Consider the following 20,921-nt stretch of genomic DNA (forward strand, 5'->3'; position numbering starts at 1 on the left):
ATCACACTGCCGCCCGTGTCGGTTGGGTTATTGATCCGAGTTGAACGCGTCGACGATGGCCTTGCCTTCGTCCCCGGCGGCTTCCAGCCATTCATTGGTCATGGTGACCCCGATCTCTTTCAGTTCGTTCGTCATCTGCTCGGATGCCGGACCGACGTTCATGCCGCCATCGCGCAGACCTTGCAGAGTGAACCCGGTATATTCCTTGGCCCGCCAGTTGCCGGCGTATTCGGCCAGTTCAGCGCATCCCTTGATGACGTTCTTGTTGGCGTCCGACACGCCCGACCAGACATCCGAGTTCACCATCACGTAGTTGCGCGGCAGCCAGGCATCCACTTCATAGAAGTAGTTCAGGCTTTCCCAGACTTTCCGGTCGTACCCGGTCGATCCAGACGACACCATGGAATCGGCAACACCAGTGGCAAAGGCCTGGCTGATTTCAGCAGCCTCGATTGTCACCGGTAGCATCCCGGTCAATTCGGCCAGACGCGAGGTGGCGTTGTTGTACGAGCGGAACTTGATGCCCTTCATCTCGGCTACAGAGTTCACTTCGTCCTTGAAATACAGCCCCTGAGGCGGCCATGGCACGGCGTAAAGCAAGGTCAGGTTCTGTTCGGCCAGCAATTTTTCAAGAGATGGTTTGGCCGCTTGCCACAGCTTTTCGCTGTCATCGAACGAAGTGGCGAGGAACGGGATCGAGTCAAACCCGAACAGCGCATTTTCATTCTGGTGGCCGGAAAGCAGGCGCTCGCCAATCGGGGCCTGACCGGTCTGGATCGCCCGTTTGATGTCAGCGCCTTTGAACAGCGATCCCGACGGGTGGGTCACGATCTCGATCTCCCCGCCTGTGCCGGTGGTCACGCATTTGGCGAACTCGGCACCGGTTGCCGAGTGGAAATTCGACGCCGAATAGGCCATCGGCATGTCCCATTTCTCGGCGGCGGCCGGAAGTACTGCGGTGGCTGTCAGTGCGGTTGCCGCCAGAAGGCTCGTCAGTTTTCTCATTGTTTTCTCCCAGTTGTCATTTGTGGCACCGGTATTTTTCACCGGCTGGTTTAGATTTTGTACCGCGATGGGGCGTACACGCTCACATCCGCGTTCGGAGTTCTGCCCGCAATCATCTGCGCCAAAAGGCGTCCTGTTTTGGGCCCGCCTGTCAGGCCGATATGATGGTGCCCAAAGCCCATGAAAGCGCCGTCAATCCCCGGAACCTCTCCGACAATCGGGATCGAGTCCGCCGGGGCGGGTCTGTGCCCCATCCATTCCACTTCGTCCTTCCATGTCACGCCCGGAAAGGCGGCCCGGGCGTTTTTGCGCATCAACTCATACGGTGCCCGCGAAGGCGGCGCGTCGAGTCCGCCGAACTCCACAATCCCCGCCAGGCGTATCCGGCCCTCCATCGGCGTAGCGACGAACTTGCCTGACGCCACCATAACCGGACTTCGCGGCATCGCGGAAGGTTCCACCAATTCAAGATGATACCCGCGTTCGCTTTCCATAGGAACAGAAATACCCAACTGCCGGGCCAACGGACCGGACCAGACGCCAGCGGTTATAATCGCGGTTTCGCAGGGGATGGTTTCGCCGCCCGCGCGCACACCTGTCACCTTACTGTTTTCGCGCACCACATCCTCGACCGCAGCGCGTATGACTTTGCCGCCATTGACCTCAACATACGCGGCCAGATCTTTCACATAACGCCCCGGGTCAGTGATGTGACCATGATCGCCAAGCCGCGCAGCAAAACCGATGTCCTTGCTGAAAACCGGGTCGTAGTCGTGAAAGGCTTGTCCCTCCAGTTCCTCCCAGGTGAATCCGTGCTTGCGGCGCACGCCCCATCCAAAGGCGTCATCCTCAAAATGTTTCCGGTTTTCATACAGAAATAGATAATCCGACGGGATGATCCATTTTTCAGCACCTGTTCCCTCAGCCAAAGCCTTGTGGTCGTTCAGGCTGTCGCCGACGATGGGGGTCAGAGCGGCGGCAATTCGTTCGACGTCCGTTGCGTTGGCGTGTTTCAAATAACGCATCAGCCATGGAATCAGCTTGGGCACGTAGCCCCATTTCAGGAACAATGGCTGAGAGGGATCAAACAGCATTTTAGGGGCTTTGTTCAGCAGTCCCGGCACCGTGACCGGGACAATCGAACAGGACGCCAATACTCCACCGTTTCCGTGCGAGGTGCCTTCACCCGGACCGGCTTTGTCTATCAGGATCACATCGTGGCCATCGCGTTGCAGCCATATCGCCGCTGACACGCCCACGATACCGGCACCGATGATGGCTATGGTCTTTTTCTCGCTCATGCAGCCACCGCTTTGGCCACTGCATAGTGATTCAGTTTGCCCAGGTCCGGGCGACCGCCCAGTCCGGGTGCTTCCGGTACTAAGACTTTGCCGGTTCGCACGATAAACGGTTCTTCCAGAATGTCTTCTTTCAGGAAGTAAGAAGCCTGATAAAACTCGCAGCCCAGGGTTACTTCGGGTGTTGCGGCAATCATGTGCGTTCCGGCCAGATGCGCCAGTCCGGCTTCGAACATGTCCCCACCATAGGCGCTGAGCCCATGGGCAGCAGCGATGCGCGCAACCGTCTGGCCGCGGCTCAGGCCGCCCGACTTCATGATCTTGACCGAAACGCCGTCACATATGCCTTCCCTTGCGGCGCGCTCCATGTCTTCGGGGCCGAATACACTTTCGTCGGCGAGAAGGGGCACGTCGATCTGGTCCCGCAGCCTGGCCATCATCCCATAGTGATGTGCCCGCACCGGCTGTTCGATAAAATCCGGTTGGAATTGGGCGACATCGCGAACCTGCGCCGGTGCATCCTCGATGGACAGCCCCTGGTTATAATCCACGCGCACAGAAAACTCGGGGCAGTTCTGCGCCAGATGTTCCAAGCGCATGACGTCAAAGGCGTGGTCCCGGAACCCGGTCTTCAGTTTGACGATCCGAACACCATCTTCCCGAAGCTGATCCAGCAGCGCGACATCCTGCTGAAAATCAGGATTGGCGATGGAACAGCTAAGGGGGATCGTGTCCCGACATTTGCCACCCAGCATCGCCCAAACCGGAACCCCACTGATGCGTCCGGCAAGGTCAAGCAGAGCGGTTTCCAGAGCCGCCTTGGCCTCGGTACAATGGGCAACCGCATAGGCGGCTTGCGTCATGATCGCCGCCCGGTCCGCCACCCGAGACCCAAGCACCAGCGGGCGGAGGTATCGGTTCAGCGCCACATACGTTGCCTCGGGCGTTCCGGTGAAAACCGACCAGGGCGAGGCCTCGCCAAACCCTTCAGTGCCATCTTCCGAGGTCAGGCGCAGGATGACCACCTCGCAGGTGCCCTCGACCGACCCTATGCCGTGATCGCGTCGCGACGTGACGGGCAGTTCAAGATGCCAAAGGTCAAATCCCGTGATGGTCTGATTCAGGTCGCTCATTGGTCCTCCGGTATTCGGAAAGAACCGTGCCGTGGCGAGTGTATCATTTCAAATATTATGTTATGGCAAGAGTATCAGAAAAAATGATGAGGAGGGGCGATGTCGCTTCGGTTTCGACAACTGCAGGCCTTTCACGCGATAATGGAGACTGGAACGGTGACCGGTGCCGCCTCAGTTCTGGGTATCTCGCAGCCAGGAATCAGCAACTTGCTAGCCCAGTTGGAACGCGAAGCTCGCCTGCCGTTGTTTGAACGCAACAAGGGACGTTTGCTGCCAACGCCAGAGGCAGACTTGCTGTTCCGCGAAGTAGATACGGTTGTGCGCGGGCTGGACCACGTGGCGCAGGCGGTGACAGACCTGCAGAACAAGCATCCCGGCCAACTGCAGGTGGCGGCCCCGCATGCGCTGTCGTTTGGCTTCATGCCACGGGAGATCGCGCGTTTTGCGGAGAAACGCCCGAACCTGTCGGTCAGCTTTCAGTCGCAATACTCGTCGAAGATTCAGGAATGGGTGATTTCGGGCCTTTTCGAAGTGGGCATCGTCGAGATGCCCATTCTGCACGACACGCTCAACTATCAGGTCTTCAAGTTCGAAACACTGGCCACGTTTCCCGAGGACAGCCACCTGGCGCAATACGACGTGTTGACGCCGGAATTGCTGGAGAATGAGCTATTTATCGTGATGGGGCCGGAACACCAGACTCACCGCCGCACCCGCGACATCTTTCAGGCGGCGGGGCGGAACTGGAGGACCAAGATTCATACGCACCTGTTCGAGAACCTGCTGAGCTTCGTCAAACAGGGCATGGGCGTGGCGGTGATCGATCCCTTTACCGTGACCTTCGATGCCGAGAGCGGGTATCAAACCCGCCCGTTCCGGCCCGCCGTGATGCTGGACCTCGCCATCATCACGGCCAAAGGGCGCCCGCTGTCGACCATCGCGCAGGAGTTTCTGGCCCAACTGACACCCTCATTCGCGTCCTACGCCACCCACTCGGACACAGGTGCAGCTGCTTCGTGAAGGGGCTGGGAATGGATGTCCACCAGCGTCGGTCCGTCATGTTCGACCGCTTCTTTCAGAATGCGGCGCAGGTCGTCAGGGTCTTTCACGGTCCATGATTTTACCCCAAAGGCAGAGGCGACGGCGGCATGGTCGGTGCGGTTGAAATCAACGTTGTAGTACCGCTGACCGAAGCCGGCATTCTGCCCGGCCTTGATCCAGCCGAATACCGAATTCGAGAACACGATTGACGTGATCGGCATGTTGTGCCGAACCATGGTTTCGAACTCACCACAGGCGAAGCCAAACGATCCGTCACCCATTACGGCCAGCGTTTTGACAGACGGACGACCAACATGTGCGCCCATTGCGGCACCCAGCGAATACCCCAGCGCCCCATGCGCGCGGTTGGTGATGAAATGCCGCCCGGGTTTCTGCCAGCGGTAATACGCGCTGAAGTAAGGGCAGGGGGTCCCCGGATCGGCCACTATGATGGCGTCGTCATCCAGAATGTCCATCATGGCGGACATCACGGCCTCAGGCCGGATCGGAGTTTCCCGGCTGGCAGCAAGAGGAGCGTAAGCGGCTAGTTTAGCTTCCCATGCGTCAGCGGCCTTGGCGGCACCGCCCTGGGCAGCCAGACCCTCGCGCGATTCCAACCCAGCCGCCAACGCCTCCAGCGCCAGTCGGGCATCGGCACAGATGGCCACTTCGATCTGGTAATTCGCGCCGATGACCATCGGATCGCTGTCGATATGAATGACGGTCACGTCGCGGGTCGGGCTGCGCCAGCGTTCGGTGGTGACGGAGCCTGCCCGGCATCCGATGAACAGGACGACATCAGCCTCATCCACTACGGCACGCGTTGCCGGGATACCGCCGTTCGATCCCACGACTCCCAAGGCCAAAGGGTCCGTTTCCGAGATCGAACCCTGGCCGGACACCGTTGTCGCAACCGGCATGTCCAGCAGTGAGGCCACCCGGTGCAATGCATCGGTTGCTCCCGACAAAACGGGCCCGCCACCGCAGATCGCGATGGCCGACTTTGCCTTGGCCAAGATATCAACTGCCGCGTCGATGGCCGCCTGATCCGGAGCAGCCCGTTCAGTCGGATAGCTGCAGTGGCGCGCATCGGCCCAGATTTCAGCCTCGTCCACCTGACCTTTCTGCGTGTCGAAGGGCAGGGCCAGATGAGTCGCGCCGGGTGTGCCGGTGGTCATCGCCCTGAACGCGGCTCGGACCATGGCGGGCAGGCGGGTCGCGTCATCCAGAGAGGTATTCCACTTGGACAGCGGCTTGAACAGTGCTTCCTGATCCAGTTCGGTCAGCGGGTATTTCCCCCGGCTGGTCGTTGCCACGTCCGAAGTGATCGCAAGAATCGGGACCGAGCTTTCGTTGGCCTCGATCACGCCCGGCAGGATGTATGTCGCGCCACCACCAGATGGTCCTTCGCATACACCGGGTTTGCCGGTCACGCGGGCATAGCCGTCCGCCATATAGGCCGCGTGCCGTTCGTCGCGGGTCAGGATGTGCTCAATACCATGATCCATCCGCGCTAGCGCGTCATAGAAAGGCAGCGTGGTGTCGCCGCACAGGCCGAACATATGTTTCACACCGTGCGCCTCAAGCATGCGCACCATCGCCTCGGCTCCGGTCAGATAGTTGGTTCTTGTCATGGCTTGCCGCTCCCGCTTCAAATCTGTGTTCAGAGCTGTATACAGTTTTGTATATTGATTTCAAGCTTGGTCTGTGTCACCTGTGCGGAAACAGGAAAAGGCGGGTACATGGCGGGTCCACGGGTTGACGAAATCTATGAGCAGGTCAAAGCGATGGCTGTGTCATTTCGCCTGCGTCCTGGCGATCGCCTGAACGAAGTTGCACTGTCCAAAGAATTGGGCGTCAGCCGCACGCCGCTGCGCGAAGCTCTGAATCGGCTGGTTGCCGAACGGATGTTCGATTTTAGACCTGGGTTGGGGTTCTTCTGCCGCCCGTTGGATGCCAAAAGTGTGTTCGACCTGTTCGAGTTGCGTCAGATCATCGAAGTGGCCGCCGTGCGATCCGCCTGTGAAAAAGCGACGGATACAGAGTTGCAGGCGCTTCACGACGAACTCTACGCCACGGGAATAGACATCACTGGCCTGACCGTCGAAGAGGCTGTGAACCGGGATGAGGCGTTTCACCTTGGGATCGCCAAACTTTCAGGTAACGCGGAACTGCTGGAATCCCTGCGCCGGATCAACGAGCGTATCCGTTATATCCGTTGGATTTCCATGAGCCTGGATCGGGTGCAGCGCTCGAAAGAAGAGCACAAGCGGGTCATGCAGGCGCTGATGGAACGTGACGCGGACGGGGCGGCCGAAGCGCTAAGTCGTCACATCGCCAAGAGGATGGATCAGGTTCAGGACGCCGTGCGTCACGGGATCTCAAATATCTACATGGAGGGGTCCGAGGATATCTCGGCCCGGATCATCGAAGAGGCATAAATCATGATCGCGACAGGTGGCAAATCAGTATATGGTGCGTCGGTGGGTATCCTGATGCTGGATGCCCGCTTTCCGCGTATTCCCGGCGATATGGGTAACGCCCTGACATGGCCCTTTCCGGTACATTATCGCATCGTACGGAATGCCTCGCCCGATCTTGTGGTGCGCCGCAAGGCTGAAGGCATGCTGGGTGCTTTCATTGATGCCGCGCGCGAGCTGGTTGATGACGGTGTGGATGGAATCACCACCAATTGCGGGTTCTTGTCGTTACTCCAAAAAGAGCTGACCGAGGCGGTCCCTGTTCCCGTGGTTACGTCATCGCTGATGCAGGTCGAGATGGTGAATCGGCTATTGCCAGCAGGCAGACGGGCAGGGGTGCTGACGATTTCGGCCTCGACTCTGACCGAGGACCATTTGCGCAGTGCTCAGGTACCCGAGGGCACTCCGATTGGGTCGACCGAAGGCGGGCAGGAATTCACGCGGGTAATCCTAAACAATGAACTGACGATGGACGTGGAAAAGGCCCGCGAGGACAATGTCGAAGCTGCGCTTGCGATGCAGAAGGAACATCCCGACCTCGGCGCGCTGGTGTTGGAGTGCACGAACATGTGCCCCTACGCCGCCGATATCCGAGCAGCCACGGGATTGCCGGTCTATTCGGTCGTATCTCTGGTCAGTTGGTTTCAGGCCGGGCTCAGACCACCTGTTTATTAGGGGGGGTACGCATCGCAGTTCGATGCCCAAATAGCCTGTTCGAGTCTGAACGTTATCAGGTCGCTGCGCGTGGCATGCCGGCACGTTTCAAGAAGACGAATTCGGGCTGGCGTCAAAGACGCTATCGAAATCCCGCCTGAGTTGGCGGAACGGGACGATACCAAAGGCTGATATTTTTCAGGGATGCGCTTACTCAACTACGGTCATCTTGATCAGCATGCATGCTGCACGCTTTACAGTATCGCAGATGGATCATTGGGCTTGGAACAAGGGTTAACTGGAATGTCGCGGCGCGTCTGTGCCGGAAAATTGCCGGAATGACCTAATCCGGATTCGAAAAAGCGGTACTGATTTCGTGGGGTATTCCTGAATTTACATTATTGAGTTCATATTGGGTTGAAACCATACCCCTTGGGGCGTCAGAATTCCTTGAATTCAATAAGTTAGCGGGTATTTTGGTAGGCCCGGAGGGACTCGAACCCCCAACCAAAGCGTTATGAGCGCTCTGCTCTAACCAATTGAGCTACAGGCCCGCCTGAGCGCTTTGCCTATCACGGTGAACGCCCGCGTCAAGCCTGACCGTTGCAACAGGCCCAACAATCGAATAACCCGCGCGGGAACCATTCATGAGAGGTTGGCCATGACGACGGGCAAGAACGGAATCACCTATGCCGATGCAGGCGTTGACATTGATGCGGGGAACGCTCTGGTCGACCGGATCAAGCCTGCGGCCAAGCGGACCAACCGCTCGGGCGTGATGAGTGGTCTGGGTGGCTTCGGAGCCTTGTTCGACCTGAAGGCCGCCGGATACGAAGATCCGATTCTTGTTGGCGCGACCGATGGCGTTGGCACCAAGCTGCGCATTGCCATAGATACCGGTGTGGTCGACGGCGTTGGCATCGATCTGGTGGCTATGTGCGTCAATGACCTGATCTGTCAGGGGGCAGAGCCTCTGTTCTTCCTCGACTACTTCGCGACCGGCAAGCTGGACACGGATACTGCCGCGCGGATTATCGAAGGCATTGCCGAGGGCTGTGTTCAGTCCGGGTGCGCGCTGATCGGAGGCGAGACCGCCGAGATGCCGGGCATGTACCCTGACGGCGATTTCGATCTGGCCGGGTTCTCGGTCGGCGCGATGGAGCGCGGGGCGCATCTGCCTGCGGGCGTGAAACAGGGTGACGTACTGTTGGGGCTGGCCTCGAACGGGGTGCATTCCAACGGCTATTCGCTGGTGCGCAAACTGGTCGAAATGTCGGGGCTGGGCTGGGATGCGGCGTCGCCCTTTGGCGACGGCTCGCTGGGCGAGGCGCTGCTGACACCGACCCGGCTATACGTGAAACCAGCGCTGCAGGCGATCCGGGCAGGGGGTGTACACGCGCTGGCCCATATCACCGGCGGCGGCCTGACCGAAAACCTGCCGCGCGTGCTGCCTGAGGGGCTGGGGGCCGAGATTGACCTGAATGCTTGGGAGCTGGCGCCCGTGTTCCGCTGGATGGCCGAAATCGGCGGGATTGCTGAGGCCGAGATGCTGAAGACCTTCAATTGCGGCATTGGCATGATCGTCGTCTGCGACGCCGAGCGTGTCGATGATCTGACCACTTTGCTGGTCGAAGCCGGTGAAACGGTCGCGCGGATCGGGGCTGTAACCGACGCGACGGGCGTGGCCTATTCGGGCAAACTGCTGTGAGCCACAAGCGCGTCGCCATCCTGATTTCAGGGGGTGGGTCCAACATGGTGTCGCTGGTCGACAGCATGACCGGCGACCACCCGGCGCGGCCCTGTCTGGTATTGTCCAACGACCCCGAAGCGGGCGGGTTGAAAAAGGCGGCTGATCGCGGCATCCCGACCGCGGCAGTGGATCACCGGCCGTTCGGGGGGGACCGCGCAACATTTGAGGCCGAACTGCTCAGACCGCTGGAGCAGGCACAGCCCGATATCGTATGTCTGGCCGGTTTCATGCGGGTTCTGACGGGCGAATTCGTTTCGCGCTTTCAGGGTCGGATACTGAATATCCATCCGTCTTTACTGCCGAAATACAAGGGTCTGAACACCCATGCGCGGGCAATCGAAGCGGGGGACGCCGAACACGGGTGCTCGGTTCACGAAGTGACGGCGGCATTGGATGACGGGCCCATTTTGGGGCAGGCCAGGCTGAATATTCAGCCCGGAGAAACTCCTGAAGCGTTGGCTGCCCGCGTGCTGGTATGGGAGCACAGGCTTTACCCCGCAGTGTTGCAGCGATACGCCAATGGAGACAGAACGCCGGTGTTGCTGTCCTGAGTGTCTCAGAGTGATTTACACGCGCGCATTATTCGGCCTATGGTCTGCACTACGGCTTGGTATGGCAAAGAACTGACGGGCTGACACAAAGAAAAAGAGCAAGAATAGCACCTCGTATGAAGACCCTGACAACGACGCAAGAGCTGGCCGATTTCTGCAAGGCCGCTGCGGAATACGACTATGTCACCGTGGACACCGAGTTTCTGCGCGAACGGACGTATTACTCGAAACTCTGCCTATTGCAGCTTGCGGTCCCTTCGGCGGATGAGGACAGTGCGGTTCTGGTTGACCCATTGGCCGATGGGATGTCGCTGGATCCGCTGTACGAGCTGTTCGGCAACGAGAACATCGTAAAAGTATTCCATGCCGCGCGTCAGGACCTTGAGATTTTCTGGGTAGAAGCGGGCGTGTTTCCCAAGCCTCTGTTCGACACGCAGGTTGCAGCCATGGTCTGCGGATTCGGCGAGCAGGTCGGGTATGAAACGCTGGTACGAAAAATCTGTAAGCAGGGCGTCGACAAGACTTCGCGCTTTACCGACTGGTCTCGTCGGCCATTGTCCGAGGCGCAGAAAACCTATGCTTTGGCGGATGTGACCCATCTGCGGCAGATCTACGAATATCTTGCAGCCGAGCTGAGGAAGTCTCAGCGCAGCCATTGGGTTGCGGAAGAGTTGCGTACTCTGACAGAGGCGGCGACCTATGACGTTAGGCCCGAGGATGCGTGGAAGCGTGTGAAAACGCGCACGAACTCGGCCAAGTTCCTGGCGGTTGTGCGCGAATTGGCGCAGTTCCGCGAGACCTATGCGCAAGAAAACAACGTCCCGCGCAGTCGCGTGTTCAAGGATGACGCGCTGATTGAACTCGCGTCGACAAAGCCTAAATCACCGTCTGATCTGGGTGGATCGCGCCTGCTGCTGCGCGAGGCGCGCAAGGGGGCGATTGCGGATGGAATCCTTGTAGCCGTGAAAAAAGGGGTGAACTGCCCCTCTGACCAACTGCCGCAGGTCGACAACAGCCGGGACAAGCTAAAGGTCAACCCGGCGCTGTCTGATCTTCTTCGGGTGCTGCTGAAATCCAAGACTGAAAGCTCGGGCGTGGCCGCGAAACTGATCGCCACCAGCTCAGAACTGGACCAAATCGCAGCCGGTGAACGTGAACTGCCTGCAATGACAGGATGGCGTTTCGAAGTCTTCGGCGAGGATGCCCTGAAACTCTGTGAAGGCAAGATTGCGCTGGCCGCCAAGGGCCAGATGGTCAAGGTCGTGTCGCTATAGCGATCGTCAGCGGCGCCGGGATTCCAAAGCGTTCTGTTGCCCTACTACCCGCACAAGGCGGATGTTCTGCAGGTCATCCTGACTGACGTTGATGGCGTCGGAAACCATGCGAGAGCGTTCAGTGCCCTGATTGGTTGCATAGGTCGGATAGTTTACCCGAAACGTGTACTCCAGAACGCCGTCCTTTTGGTTTTCTTCACTGTCTGTGGGGACAAGCTGAGCGTTGTAAGCCCCTTGCCGGAAGGCCGTCCCCGCGACATAGACAATCGCGCCTGACGGGGTTGGATTAATCCGCAGCTCATCAATTTTGGCAATTGGAACGCTGGTATCTTCGGCGTCCTGTCTGGAGAACAGGCCGCTGCCTTCTTTTTGCTCCGGTACGAGGGCGTTGGCGTCGTCTGCGGATGTCTCGACAGGTGCCGGTGTGCTGGAGCCAAACCAGTTGGACGGGTTTACGCGCGAGTCCCGCCAGCTGTTACATGCGGACAAGGTCAGGGTCGCGACCATAAGAAGAGTAAACGATTTTTGCATGTCCCAACGTCCAGAGCAGTAATTTCAGCAATGGGTTATCGCAAATTCCATTGTTTGAAAAGCCGCGCAAGGGGCTGGACAGCCACAGTTCCGCGACATAGGTCACAATTGTGACCGCTACAAAAGGACCGCCGCGAAATGGCAACGCCTGCCTTTGAAGAAATCGTCGAGGATTTTGAGTTTCTGGAGGACTGGGAGGACCGGTACCGCCATGTAATCGATCAGGGCAAAGCGATGGAGCCGCTGGACGACGCGTTGAAAGTACCCGCGACCAAGGTACACGGCTGCGCAAGTCAGGTCTGGCTGCATCCGGTTATCGAAGGCGGTGTGTTTCGGTTTGACGGGGACAGCGATGCGTTGATCGTGCGGGGCCTGATCGCGGTGCTGCGATCGCTGTATAACGGCCTGCCGGTAAGGGATGTTCCCAAGGTCGATGCCGGCGGTGAACTGGCCCGCCTTGGACTGAACGATCACCTTTCGGCACAGCGTTCAAACGGATTGCGTTCCATGATCGAGCGTATCCGAGAGGTTGCGCAAGAAAACGCCTGACCGCCTGACTCTGGTTAGATCATGTTTAGTCACGCGTTGTGCGGTTGGCCCAATCCGTCAGCGTGGACTCTAGATCGCCATATCCGGTAAAGCGGCGCTCGAATTCCAGACCCATCTTCTCGGCGCATGCCCGCGCGCGTTCAGTCAGTTCCGGGTCTTCGATCTGCGCCTGGTAGACCAGCTTGGTATAGTTGCCGAAATACATGTCGCGCAACTCGGGATGGCGATCCAGACCCAGCGGCTTCCAGATAAAAGCGTCGAACTGTCTGGCCAGAAAGTCCGTCAGGTAAAAGGCGGTGGTTTCGTCCTCACCATGAGCTTCAAATGCCTGGTTCCCTTCGAAGAAGGAATAGCAGTGGGGACCTTGGACCATTTCTATGCCCATTTCCTCACACGCTTTCTGAAGTAGGCCACCGGTTCCGCAATCCGCATAGACGACAAAGATCTGGTCATAATTGTCGCGGTGCTTGTCAACTGCATCACGAACGGCCTGAGTGATCTTTTCTGGGTGGATATGAAGAATGGCGGGAAGGCAGGTCAACGCCATGTGGTCCCAGCCGTTTCGGCGTTTCAAATCCAGAATCTCACGGGCCAATGCGCCGCAAGCCAGCAACAGAATACGTCCCTGTTTATCATCCGATGTGTAGCCCCTGGTCGTTAGGCTGGCATCGTCTGGCAATTTGTCCTGCTGCATTGGGTTCCCCTCGGAGTGTGTGCGACAGAAACTGAACCGTTTACCGGACAAGTCAAAGGATACAAATAGGGCCGCCCGAACTCCGGACGGCCCTCAAACATTCCTGTGTGTCCGATCAGCCGGCCAGTTGGTTGTGCTTGCGCGACACAAAATCCTTGGCGGTCTCGACCGCAACAGCCGCGTCACGGCAATACGCGTCTGCGCCAATGGCTTTGCCGAACTCTTCGTTCAAAGGTGCGCCACCGACCAGAACGATGTATTCCTCGCGCAGGCCTTGCTCGACCAGAGTGTCGATCACGACCTTCATGTAGGGCATGGTCGTTGTCAGCAGGGCAGACATGCCCAGAATGTCGGGCTTTTCGGCCTCAAGCGTTTCCAGATAGTTTTCGACCGGGTTGTTGATGCCAATATCGACAACCTCGAAACCGGCACCTTCCATCATCATCGAAACCAAATTCTTGCCGATGTCGTGGATGTCGCCTTTCACCGTTCCGATCACCATCTTGCCAACGCGAGGTGCGCCGGTTTCGGCCAGCAGCGGTTTGAGGATCGTCATACCGCCCTTCATGGCGTTGGCGGCCAGCAGAACTTCGGGGACGAACAGGATGCCGTCGCGGAAGTCGTGGCCAACAATCGTCATGCCACCGACCAGCGCTTTGGTCAGGATGTCATAAGGCGTCCATCCACGTTCCAGCAGGATGTTCACACCTTCTTCGATTTCTTCTTTCAGGCCGTCATAAAGATCGTCGAACATCTGCTCGACGAGTTCGTCGTCGTTCAGTTCGGACAGGACGATGTCTTCTTCATCAGACATGGGGCGTTTCCCTGAGCTGTGCGGGCCTAAGGCCCGTGGTGGCATTTTTCCCGTTTTGGCCAAAACGTCGCAGCTTGACTGTGACGATTGCGACGTCGGTGGTTTCGGGACCGACCTATACGTCAGATTTTTGCATAGCTCGATAGAAATTTCTGCAAGATAATCCTGTATTCCGTTCAAGCTGGGACGAAAGTTCCTTTGGCTCGAATTGCTGTACAAAGCCCTGATATTACAGCGATCAGGCTGAGCCGTCATGGCGCGCTTGTACGATTGGCCAGCGACCTTTAGATATAGGATGAGAACAAACAGAGAACGCACATGATTTCGAACAGCATCAGGGGCCGGGGAGTAGCCACAAACGCATCAGGCCGGTTCGAGCAATTCGACACCGTTCCGTGCGACGATGGCTGGGATTCTGAGGACGATATCCCGCCGTTGCGGACAGATATCAGGGACGAGGTTGCCCGCAGCCTGATCACCTATAACCGTTCACCGGATCTGCCATTTGACCGTTCAATTAACCCGTATCGTGGGTGTGAACATGGGTGCGTTTATTGTTTTGCCCGCCCCACCCATGCCTATCTTGGGTTATCGCCCGGCCTGGATTTCGAATCCCGTCTGATCGCGCGCCCGAATGCGGCGGAGATCCTTAGAAAAGAATTGTCTTCCAAGCGATATAAAGTGGCCGCCATCGCGCTTGGGACGAATACGGATCCGTACCAGCCGATCGAGAAAACCCGTTTGGTTACAAGGTCATGCTTGTCGGTCCTGCAGGAGTTCCACCATCCTGTGGGCATCGTTACCAAAGGGGCCTTGATCGAACGAGATTTGGACATATTGGCCCCCATGGCGCAAGAGGGGTTGGTTCGGGTCGGAGTTTCCCTGACAACACTGGACGCTGGCTTGTCCCGCCGGATGGAGCCACGCGCGCCGTCGCCCCGGCGACGACTGACGATTATACGGCGCCTGACCGAGGCGGGCGTGCCGGTTCGGGTCATGACTTCTCCTGTGATTCCCGGGCTGACGGATCACGAACTGGAAAACCTGCTAGCGGCCGGTCGGGACGCTGGTGCCGATGCGGCCAGTTGGATCATGCTGCGTCTGCCCCGTGAAGTGTCCGAGCTGTGGCAGGGCTGGCTGAAGGACCACGAACCCGCACGGGCCGAGAAAATCATGTCCAAGCTGCGCGAAATGCATGGAGGCAGGGATTATGACCCTCGCTGGGGCCATCGCATGAGGGGCGAGGGCGAATACGCCGGTCTTATTGCCAAACGGTTCGCCCTGGCGATCAAGCGTTTGGGGCTTGCGTCGCGAACGCCGCCCTTGCGGTGCGATCTGTTCGGGAGACCAGCCCAAATTGGCGACCAACTAAGCTTGCTCTGACAAAAAAAGCCCCGGGCATCGGTCCGGGGCTTTGTCGTTTAACTGTGACGATCAGCGGTTTTCGATATCCACGTAGTCGCGCATGGTTTCGCCCAGGTACAGCTGGCGCGGGCGACCGATCTTGTTCTGAGGATCCGCAATCATTTCTTTCCATTGGCTGACCCAGCCAACGGTACGCGACAGCGCGAAGATTGGTGTGAACATCGAGGTCGGGAAGCCCATCGCCTCTAGGATGATACCCGAATAGAAGTCGACGTTCGGGAACAGCTTCTTCTCGGCGAAGTATGGATCTTCCAGAGCTTCTTTCTCCAGCTCCTTGGCGACCTGCAGTTTCGGGTTGTCCTCGATTCCCAGCAGATCAAGTACTTCGTCTGCCGACTGCTTCATCACCTTGGCGCGCGGATCAAAGTTCTTGTAGACGCGGTGGCCAAAGCCCATCAGGCGGAACGGGTCGTTCTTGTCTTTGGCGCGGGCGATGTATTCGGGGATGCGATCAACGCTTCCGATCTCTTCCAACATTTCCAGACATGCCTGGTTGGCGCCGCCATGGGCCGGGCCCCACAGACATGCGATGCCAGCCGCAATGCAAGCGAACGGGTTCGCACCCGAGGACGACGCAAGGCGCACTGTCGAGGTCGATGCATTCTGTTCGTGATCCGCGTGCAGGGTAAAGATGCGGTCCATCGCGCGGCTGAGGATCGGGTTGACCTCATATTCTTCGGCCGGAACGCTGAAGCACATACGCAGGAAGTTCGACGCATAGTCGAGATCGTTGCGCGGATAAACGAATGGCTGACCAGTATGATATTTGTAAGCCCAGGCCGCGATTGTGGGCATCTTGGCGATCAATCGGTGAGACGCGATTTCGCGCTGGCGCGGGTCGGAGATATCGGTCGAGTCGTGGTAGAAGGCCGACATCGCGCCGACGACGCCGACCATAATGGCCATAGGATGCGCATCGCGACGGAATCCGCGGTAGAAATACTGCATCTGCTCGTGCAGCATGGTGTGCTGGGTGATCGTGGTTTCGAACTTTTCCAGATCTTTTGCGACCGGCAGTTCTCCGTACAGCAGCAGATAGCAAACCTCGAGGAAGTGGGACTTCTCGGCCAGTTGATCGATCGGATAGCCGCGATGCAACAGCTCGCCCTTATCGCCGTCGATATAGGTAATCGTGCTGTCGCAGCTGGCGGTCGAGGTGAAACCGGGGTCATAGGTAAAGACACCTGCTTCACTATAAAGCTTGCGGATGTCTATGACGTCGGGTCCAGTAGTTGGCGAATAAACCGGCAACTCATAGTCTTTGCCATGAACAGTCAGAGTGGCTGATTTGTTGCTATCGGTCATGGTTGTCCCTTCCTCAATCTTGCGCGTATCGGATCGCTGTCCGACCTTGCGGGCAACGGCTGCGCGCGAGCGCGCAGTCCGGGTGTTAGCGGAGCAGCGTTACCCGAATGTGAAGACTGGGTTTAGTTCGCTGCATCAGAAAGCCGCGCCAGGGTTTCGTCGCGCCCCAGCACAAGCATCATGTCAAAAACCGAAGGTGTCACTGCCCGACCTGCCAGTACGGCCCGAAGAGGGCCCGCCAACTTGCCGAACTTAAGCCCTTTCGCATCTGCGAACGAATTCAGGGCCTCCTCCAGTTCGCTTCGTGTCCAGCTAGCATTTTGCAGCTGCGGCGTCAATTCTTCCAGTATACCATCGGGTACTGAAGTGAGGGCTTTTGCCGCCTTCTCATCCGGGTCGATCGGTCGGATGGTTAGTACAAAATGAGCTTTTTCAAGCAGTTCCGGGAAAGTGCGCGCGCGATCCTTGAGGCAATACATCGCACGTTCCAGATCACCGGATTGTGTTTGCGTTAGCGGCACCAGGTCGGCTGCCGCGAGATAAGATTCGATCCCTTGCCGCAGTGCGGCATCATCTGAGGTTGCAATATGCTGGCCGCACAGGTTTTCCAGTTTTTTCAGGTCAAACCGGGCTGGGCTTTTGCCGATGCCGCCCAGATCGAACCATTCTTTGGCTTGTTCATCGGTGAAAAACTCGTCATCGCCGTGGCTCCAACCCAGACGCGCCAGATAGTTACGCATACCGGACGCCGGGTAGCCCATGGCCTGATATTCCTGCGCGCCCAACGCCCCATGACGTTTGGAGAGCTTCTTGCCGTCGGGGCCGTGGATCAGCGGGATATGCGCCCAGACCGGCACGTCCCAGCCCATCGCCTCATAAATCATCATCTGACGCGCGGCGTTGTTCAGGTGGTCGTCACCGCGGATCACATGGGTCACGCCCATGTCATGATCGTCCACCACCACGGCCAGCATGTAGACCGGAGTGCCGTCCGAGCGCAGCAGGATCATATCGTCCAACTGGTCGTTGCGGATGGTCACGTCGCCCTGCACCTGATCGCGGATCACGGTTTCTCCGTCCTGCGGGGCCTTGATACGGATTGCATACGGTGCGTCCGGGTGCGTCGCGGGATCAGCGTCGCGCCAGGGGCTGCGGAACAGAGTCGATTTGCCCTCGGCACGGGCCTGCTCGCGGAAGGCAGCAATTTCTTCCTGCGTGGAAAAACACTTGTACGCTTTACCCTCGGCCAGCAACAGGTGCGCGACCTCGGCGTGCCGGGCTGCGCCTTCGAACTGGCTGATCACTTCGCCGTCGTGATCCAAGCCCAGCCACGCCATACCTTGTAAAATGGCCGCCGTCGCCTCGGGGGTCGAGCGCTCACGATCCGTGTCTTCAATCCGCAGCAGGAACTTGCCGCCACGTCCGCGGGCATAAAGCCAGTTGAACAGTGCGGTGCGTGCGCCGCCGATATGCAAGAAACCAGTGGGCGAGGGGGCGAAGCGGGTGACGACCTGATCGGACATTGTGTGGATTAACCTTTTGGTAACCGTGTCGGGCATAGTTTTGCGCCTGTCTAACGAGCCCGAAGGACGGGAGCAACCATGCGTGTTCTGGCACGGGTCGAGGCCGCATTGCTGAACCAGACCGGGTATTTGTTTCAATGGTGCCCGGTGTGTCTGGCTGTCGGCATTGGCCTGTATTTCAGTCTTCGGTTCGAACCGGACTGGCAGGTTTACGCATGTTTGCTGGTTCTGGTCGCAACGTCTGCCTGGGTTGGGCGCACCGTATCATCCGGTTGGGCTGCGTTGGCAACAGGTGGCGCGTTGGTCGCGGCTGGGTTCACCCTGGCAGGCGCACGGGCTCATACGGTCGCGGAGCCGGTTTTGTCCTGGCGCTATTACGGCCCGGTCGAGGGGCGGGTCGTAGCCATGGACCGCTCCGCGTCGGATGCGCTGCGGGTTACGCTGGACCGGGTACGTATAGGGGACGTGCCGTTGGATCGCAGACCGCAGCGCGTCCGACTTTCGTTGCACGGTGGTTCGGTATCACTGAAGCCTGGCCAAAGGATAATGACCACCGGACACCTTTCAACGCCGCAAGGCCCTGTTGAACCGGGCGGTTTTGATTTTCGCCGCCACGCCTGGTTTCAGCGGCTTGGCGCAGTTGGATACACTCGCGTTCCGGTTCTGACTATCGCTCCGCCTGAGAGCGAACCCCAGGAAGTTCGGACAACTGCCCTGCGGATGGCGATATCAGAGCGGGTGCGCGCCATCCTGCCCGGAGAAGTAGGTGGTTTTGCGGCGGCTGTTACAACGGGTGACCGCAGTGGAATGGGGCAATCAACGCTGGAGTCTTTGCGCGCGTCGAACCTGGCACATTTGCTGGCGATCTCGGGTCTGCATATGGGGCTGCTGACCGGGTTTGTGTTTCTGGTCTGCAGGCTGGTTCTTTCCGCAATTCCGGTGGTGGCCTTGCGGTTGCCGGTGCGCAAGTTGGCCGCTCTCTGCGCGCTGATCGCTGCTGTAATCTATCTGATGCTGTCCGGTGGAAACGTTGCCACCGAGCGGGCTTTTGTGATGGCGAGCGTCATGTTGGGCGCCATCCTGATCGATCGCCGGGCGATTTCCCTGCGCGCGGTGGCCGTGGCCGCCCTGATCGTGTTGATTCTGCGCCCCGAATCTCTGCTAAGTCCCGGGTTCCAGATGTCTTTTGCCGCGACCACGGCGCTGGTCGCGGTGTTCGGCGCATTGCGTGATTATGGGCCGATGCCGGGTCCAAAGTGGCTGAAACCTATGGCCACGTTGCTGTTGTCATCCGCCATTGCGGGGCTGGCAACGGCGCCGATCGGGGCTGCACATTTCAATACGATGTCGCATTACGGTTTGCTGGCCAACGTTCTCTCGGTGCCGGTAATGGGCACCGTTGTTGTGCCATCCGCCGTTCTTGCGGCCCTCTTGGCGCCTTTTGGTCTGGAAGCCTTGGCATTGACCGTCATGGGGTTTGGGCTGGAATGGATCATGGTCGTTTCCGCGTGGGTTTCGGGGCTGGACGGTGCGCAAGGGTATGTGGTCAGCCCGCCGCATTACGTCCTGCCGTCATTTGCGATGGGAGCCTTGTGGCTGGCGCTGTGGCGCGGTCGGGCAAAGTGGTTGGGGGTTGCCCCGGTCGCTTTGGCATTTTTGCTGTGGGGGCAGGGGCACCGACCCGATGTGCTGGTTGCGGATTCTGGCGGTTTGGTAGGTGTGATGACCGAAAACGGGCGGGCACTGAGCAAGGAAAAAGGCAGTGGATTTGTCGCTATGGTTTGGCTTGAAAATGACGGAGACGGGGTTGATCAGAAACATGCCGCCAGCCGCTGGCCTGCTGGGGCAGACATCGTTCAACGCTATATTTGGCAAGGAAAAGAACTGGTTCACATCACCGGGAAACGCGCCGCGCAAGGATTTGATGAATGCCATGACAACCAGATCGTCGTCTCGGCAGTCGCGTTAGACCTGACCGGAGAGTGCGGCGTCTACGATCCAAAGCGCTTGATGGAAACCGGTAGTCTGGCATTCGCGAATGGTCGGATAAGAACCAGCCGCGAAGCCATCGGTAACAGGCTGTGGTCCCCGGGTATGTCAGCGCACCACAGGGAGAAACGGGATCAGTAGCTGCGGATCAACCCGACCAGCCGCCCCTGAACCTTGACCTTTTCCTCCGGGAGGACGCGGGTTTCATAGGCGGGGTTTGCAGCCTCAAGGGCTATGGCATGACCACGGCGGAAGAACCGCTTCAGGGTGGCCTCATGATTTTCGACCAGCGCAACCACGATATCGCCGCTATCGGCCACCGAAGTCTCGCGGATAACGACAACGTCGCCGTCGTTGATGCCCGCATCGATCATCGAGTCGCCGCGCACCTCCAGCGCGTAATGCTCCCCTTTGCCGGAGACCATGGTTCCAGGAACGGCAACCCGGTGGGACACATGGCTGATTGCCTCGATCGGAACCCCGGCGGCGATCCGGCCCATCACCGGCAATTCCATAGCGTCCACTGTCACGGGTTCAAAATTCGCCGGACGCGGGCCTTTGGGTTTATCACCTTCGATGACACGCGGTTTGAACGCGACCGTCGGCTCACCACCCAGGCTTTCCGGCAGTTTCACGATTTCGATGGCACGGGCGCGATGGGCGAGACGGCGGATAAAGCCGCGTTCTTCCAGCGCGGTGATCAGGCGGTGAATACCGGATTTTGACCGCAGATTCAGCGCGGCCTTCATTTCGTCGAAACTGGGCGGAACACCGTCCGCCTGAACGCGTTTGTGGATGAATTCCAACAAATCCAACTGTTTCTTGGTCAGCATTGCTCACACCTCGTCGGTCATGCGTTTTCTTTTGTTCTACGCATGTTCACGTTTTGTGTCAATGGACTTGCA

19 protein-coding genes and 1 tRNA gene are annotated in these 20,921 nt (G+C 58.5%); 9 read left to right on the plus strand and 11 right to left on the minus strand.

Annotation, left to right across the window (positions count from 1 at the left end; genetic code table 11):
* Positions 1-27 precede the first annotated feature (27 nt).
* Genes GOX66_RS03970 through GOX66_RS03980 form a run of 3 tightly spaced genes read right to left on the minus strand, consistent with a single transcriptional unit; the run spans position 28 to position 3,436 of the window.
* Positions 28-1,005, minus strand: a complete 978-nt coding sequence (locus GOX66_RS03970; RefSeq protein WP_170759806.1) for a TRAP transporter substrate-binding protein — start codon at positions 1,003-1,005, stop codon at positions 28-30.
* A gap of 50 nt (positions 1,006-1,055) precedes the next feature.
* Positions 1,056-2,306 (minus strand): NAD(P)/FAD-dependent oxidoreductase, encoded by a 1,251-nt coding sequence (locus GOX66_RS03975; RefSeq protein ID WP_170759808.1) that lies wholly within the window; start codon positions 2,304-2,306, stop codon positions 1,056-1,058.
* A complete protein-coding gene (locus tag GOX66_RS03980; RefSeq protein WP_170759810.1) occupies positions 2,303-3,436 on the minus strand; it encodes an enolase C-terminal domain-like protein in 1,134 nt (377 codons plus the stop codon). The genes GOX66_RS03975 and GOX66_RS03980 overlap by 4 nt, the downstream gene beginning before the upstream one ends.
* Before the next feature lie 99 nt (positions 3,437-3,535).
* On the opposite strand from GOX66_RS03980, the gene GOX66_RS03985 reads away from it, so the two are divergent.
* Positions 3,536-4,456, plus strand: a complete 921-nt coding sequence (locus GOX66_RS03985; RefSeq protein ID WP_170759811.1) for a LysR family transcriptional regulator — start codon at positions 3,536-3,538, stop codon at positions 4,454-4,456.
* Here the strand turns inward: GOX66_RS03985 and GOX66_RS03990 are convergent.
* Positions 4,417-6,111 (minus strand): thiamine pyrophosphate-binding protein, encoded by a 1,695-nt coding sequence (locus GOX66_RS03990; protein ID WP_170759814.1) that lies wholly within the window; start codon positions 6,109-6,111, stop codon positions 4,417-4,419. The two genes, GOX66_RS03985 and GOX66_RS03990, sit on opposite strands and share 40 nt — an antisense overlap.
* Before the next feature lie 108 nt (positions 6,112-6,219).
* Here GOX66_RS03990 and GOX66_RS03995 point away from each other — a divergent pair, with 108 nt between their 5' ends.
* Both GOX66_RS03995 and GOX66_RS04000 read left to right on the plus strand, forming a co-directional pair.
* On the plus strand, positions 6,220-6,918 hold the full coding sequence (locus GOX66_RS03995; RefSeq protein ID WP_170759816.1) for a GntR family transcriptional regulator: 699 nt from the start codon (positions 6,220-6,222) through the stop codon (positions 6,916-6,918).
* Positions 6,919-6,921: 3 nt separating this feature from the next.
* Positions 6,922-7,632, plus strand: coding sequence for an aspartate/glutamate racemase family protein (locus tag GOX66_RS04000; RefSeq protein WP_170759818.1), 711 nt, complete (start codon positions 6,922-6,924; stop codon positions 7,630-7,632).
* 456 nt (positions 7,633-8,088) lie between these two features.
* Here GOX66_RS04000 and GOX66_RS04005 read toward each other — a convergent pair.
* A tRNA-Ile gene (locus tag GOX66_RS04005) sits at positions 8,089-8,165 on the minus strand.
* Positions 8,166-8,272: 107 nt separating this feature from the next.
* Between GOX66_RS04005 and purM the strand changes: the two genes are divergently transcribed.
* The 3 genes from purM (at position 8,273) to rnd (ending at position 11,186) form a co-directional block, all read left to right on the plus strand.
* Entirely contained in the window at positions 8,273-9,319 is a 1,047-nt protein-coding gene (purM, locus tag GOX66_RS04010) for a phosphoribosylformylglycinamidine cyclo-ligase (RefSeq protein ID WP_170759820.1), read from the plus strand.
* Positions 9,316-9,912 carry a phosphoribosylglycinamide formyltransferase gene (purN, locus tag GOX66_RS04015; protein ID WP_170759822.1) on the plus strand — a complete coding sequence of 199 codons (597 nt, stop codon included), beginning with the start codon at positions 9,316-9,318 and terminating at the stop codon, positions 9,910-9,912. Before purM ends, purN begins: the two co-directional genes overlap by 4 nt.
* A 116-nt stretch (positions 9,913-10,028) precedes the next feature.
* On the plus strand, positions 10,029-11,186 hold the full coding sequence (gene rnd, locus GOX66_RS04020; RefSeq protein ID WP_170759825.1) for a ribonuclease D: 1,158 nt from the start codon (positions 10,029-10,031) through the stop codon (positions 11,184-11,186).
* A gap of 6 nt (positions 11,187-11,192) precedes the next feature.
* Here the strand turns inward: rnd and GOX66_RS04025 are convergent, their stop codons facing one another.
* Positions 11,193-11,717, minus strand: a complete 525-nt coding sequence (locus GOX66_RS04025; protein WP_170759827.1) for a hypothetical protein — start codon at positions 11,715-11,717, stop codon at positions 11,193-11,195.
* Between the two features lie 138 nt (positions 11,718-11,855).
* Here GOX66_RS04025 and GOX66_RS04030 point away from each other — a divergent pair, with 138 nt between their 5' ends.
* Positions 11,856-12,266, plus strand: a complete 411-nt coding sequence (locus tag GOX66_RS04030; protein WP_170759830.1) for a SufE family protein — start codon at positions 11,856-11,858, stop codon at positions 12,264-12,266.
* Positions 12,267-12,291: 25 nt separating this feature from the next.
* Here GOX66_RS04030 and GOX66_RS04035 read toward each other — a convergent pair whose 3' ends face one another.
* A complete protein-coding gene (locus GOX66_RS04035; protein WP_170759832.1) occupies positions 12,292-12,960 on the minus strand; it encodes a DUF1638 domain-containing protein in 669 nt (222 codons plus the stop codon).
* A gap of 115 nt (positions 12,961-13,075) precedes the next feature.
* On the minus strand, positions 13,076-13,774 hold the full coding sequence (locus GOX66_RS04040; RefSeq protein WP_170759834.1) for a corrinoid protein: 699 nt from the start codon (positions 13,772-13,774) through the stop codon (positions 13,076-13,078).
* 318 nt (positions 13,775-14,092) lie between these two features.
* Between GOX66_RS04040 and GOX66_RS04045 the strand changes: the two genes are divergently transcribed.
* The gene (locus tag GOX66_RS04045) at positions 14,093-15,157 is read left to right on the plus strand and encodes a PA0069 family radical SAM protein (protein WP_170759837.1); all 1,065 of its coding nucleotides are present in this window, start codon (positions 14,093-14,095) and stop codon (positions 15,155-15,157) included.
* 51 nt (positions 15,158-15,208) lie between these two features.
* Here GOX66_RS04045 and gltA read toward each other — a convergent pair whose 3' ends face one another.
* Together gltA and gltX are read right to left on the minus strand one after the other, a co-directional pair.
* Entirely contained in the window at positions 15,209-16,504 is a 1,296-nt protein-coding gene (gltA, locus tag GOX66_RS04050) for a citrate synthase (protein ID WP_170759839.1), read from the minus strand.
* A 122-nt stretch (positions 16,505-16,626) separates the two neighbouring features.
* Positions 16,627-18,027 (minus strand): glutamate--tRNA ligase, encoded by a 1,401-nt coding sequence (gltX, locus tag GOX66_RS04055; protein ID WP_170760103.1) that lies wholly within the window; start codon positions 18,025-18,027, stop codon positions 16,627-16,629.
* A gap of 78 nt (positions 18,028-18,105) precedes the next feature.
* On the opposite strand from gltX, the gene GOX66_RS04060 reads away from it, so the two are divergent.
* Entirely contained in the window at positions 18,106-20,157 is a 2,052-nt protein-coding gene (locus GOX66_RS04060) for a ComEC/Rec2 family competence protein (protein ID WP_170759842.1), read from the plus strand.
* On the opposite strand, the gene lexA is transcribed toward GOX66_RS04060, so the two are convergent.
* The gene (gene lexA, locus GOX66_RS04065) at positions 20,151-20,849 is read right to left on the minus strand and encodes a transcriptional repressor LexA (RefSeq protein WP_170759844.1); all 699 of its coding nucleotides are present in this window, start codon (positions 20,847-20,849) and stop codon (positions 20,151-20,153) included. The two genes, GOX66_RS04060 and lexA, sit on opposite strands and share 7 nt — an antisense overlap.
* Positions 20,850-20,921: the final 72 nt, after the last annotated feature.

Source organism: Ruegeria lacuscaerulensis (assembly GCF_013031245.1).
Lineage (GTDB): Bacteria > Pseudomonadota > Alphaproteobacteria > Rhodobacterales > Rhodobacteraceae > Ruegeria > Ruegeria lacuscaerulensis_C.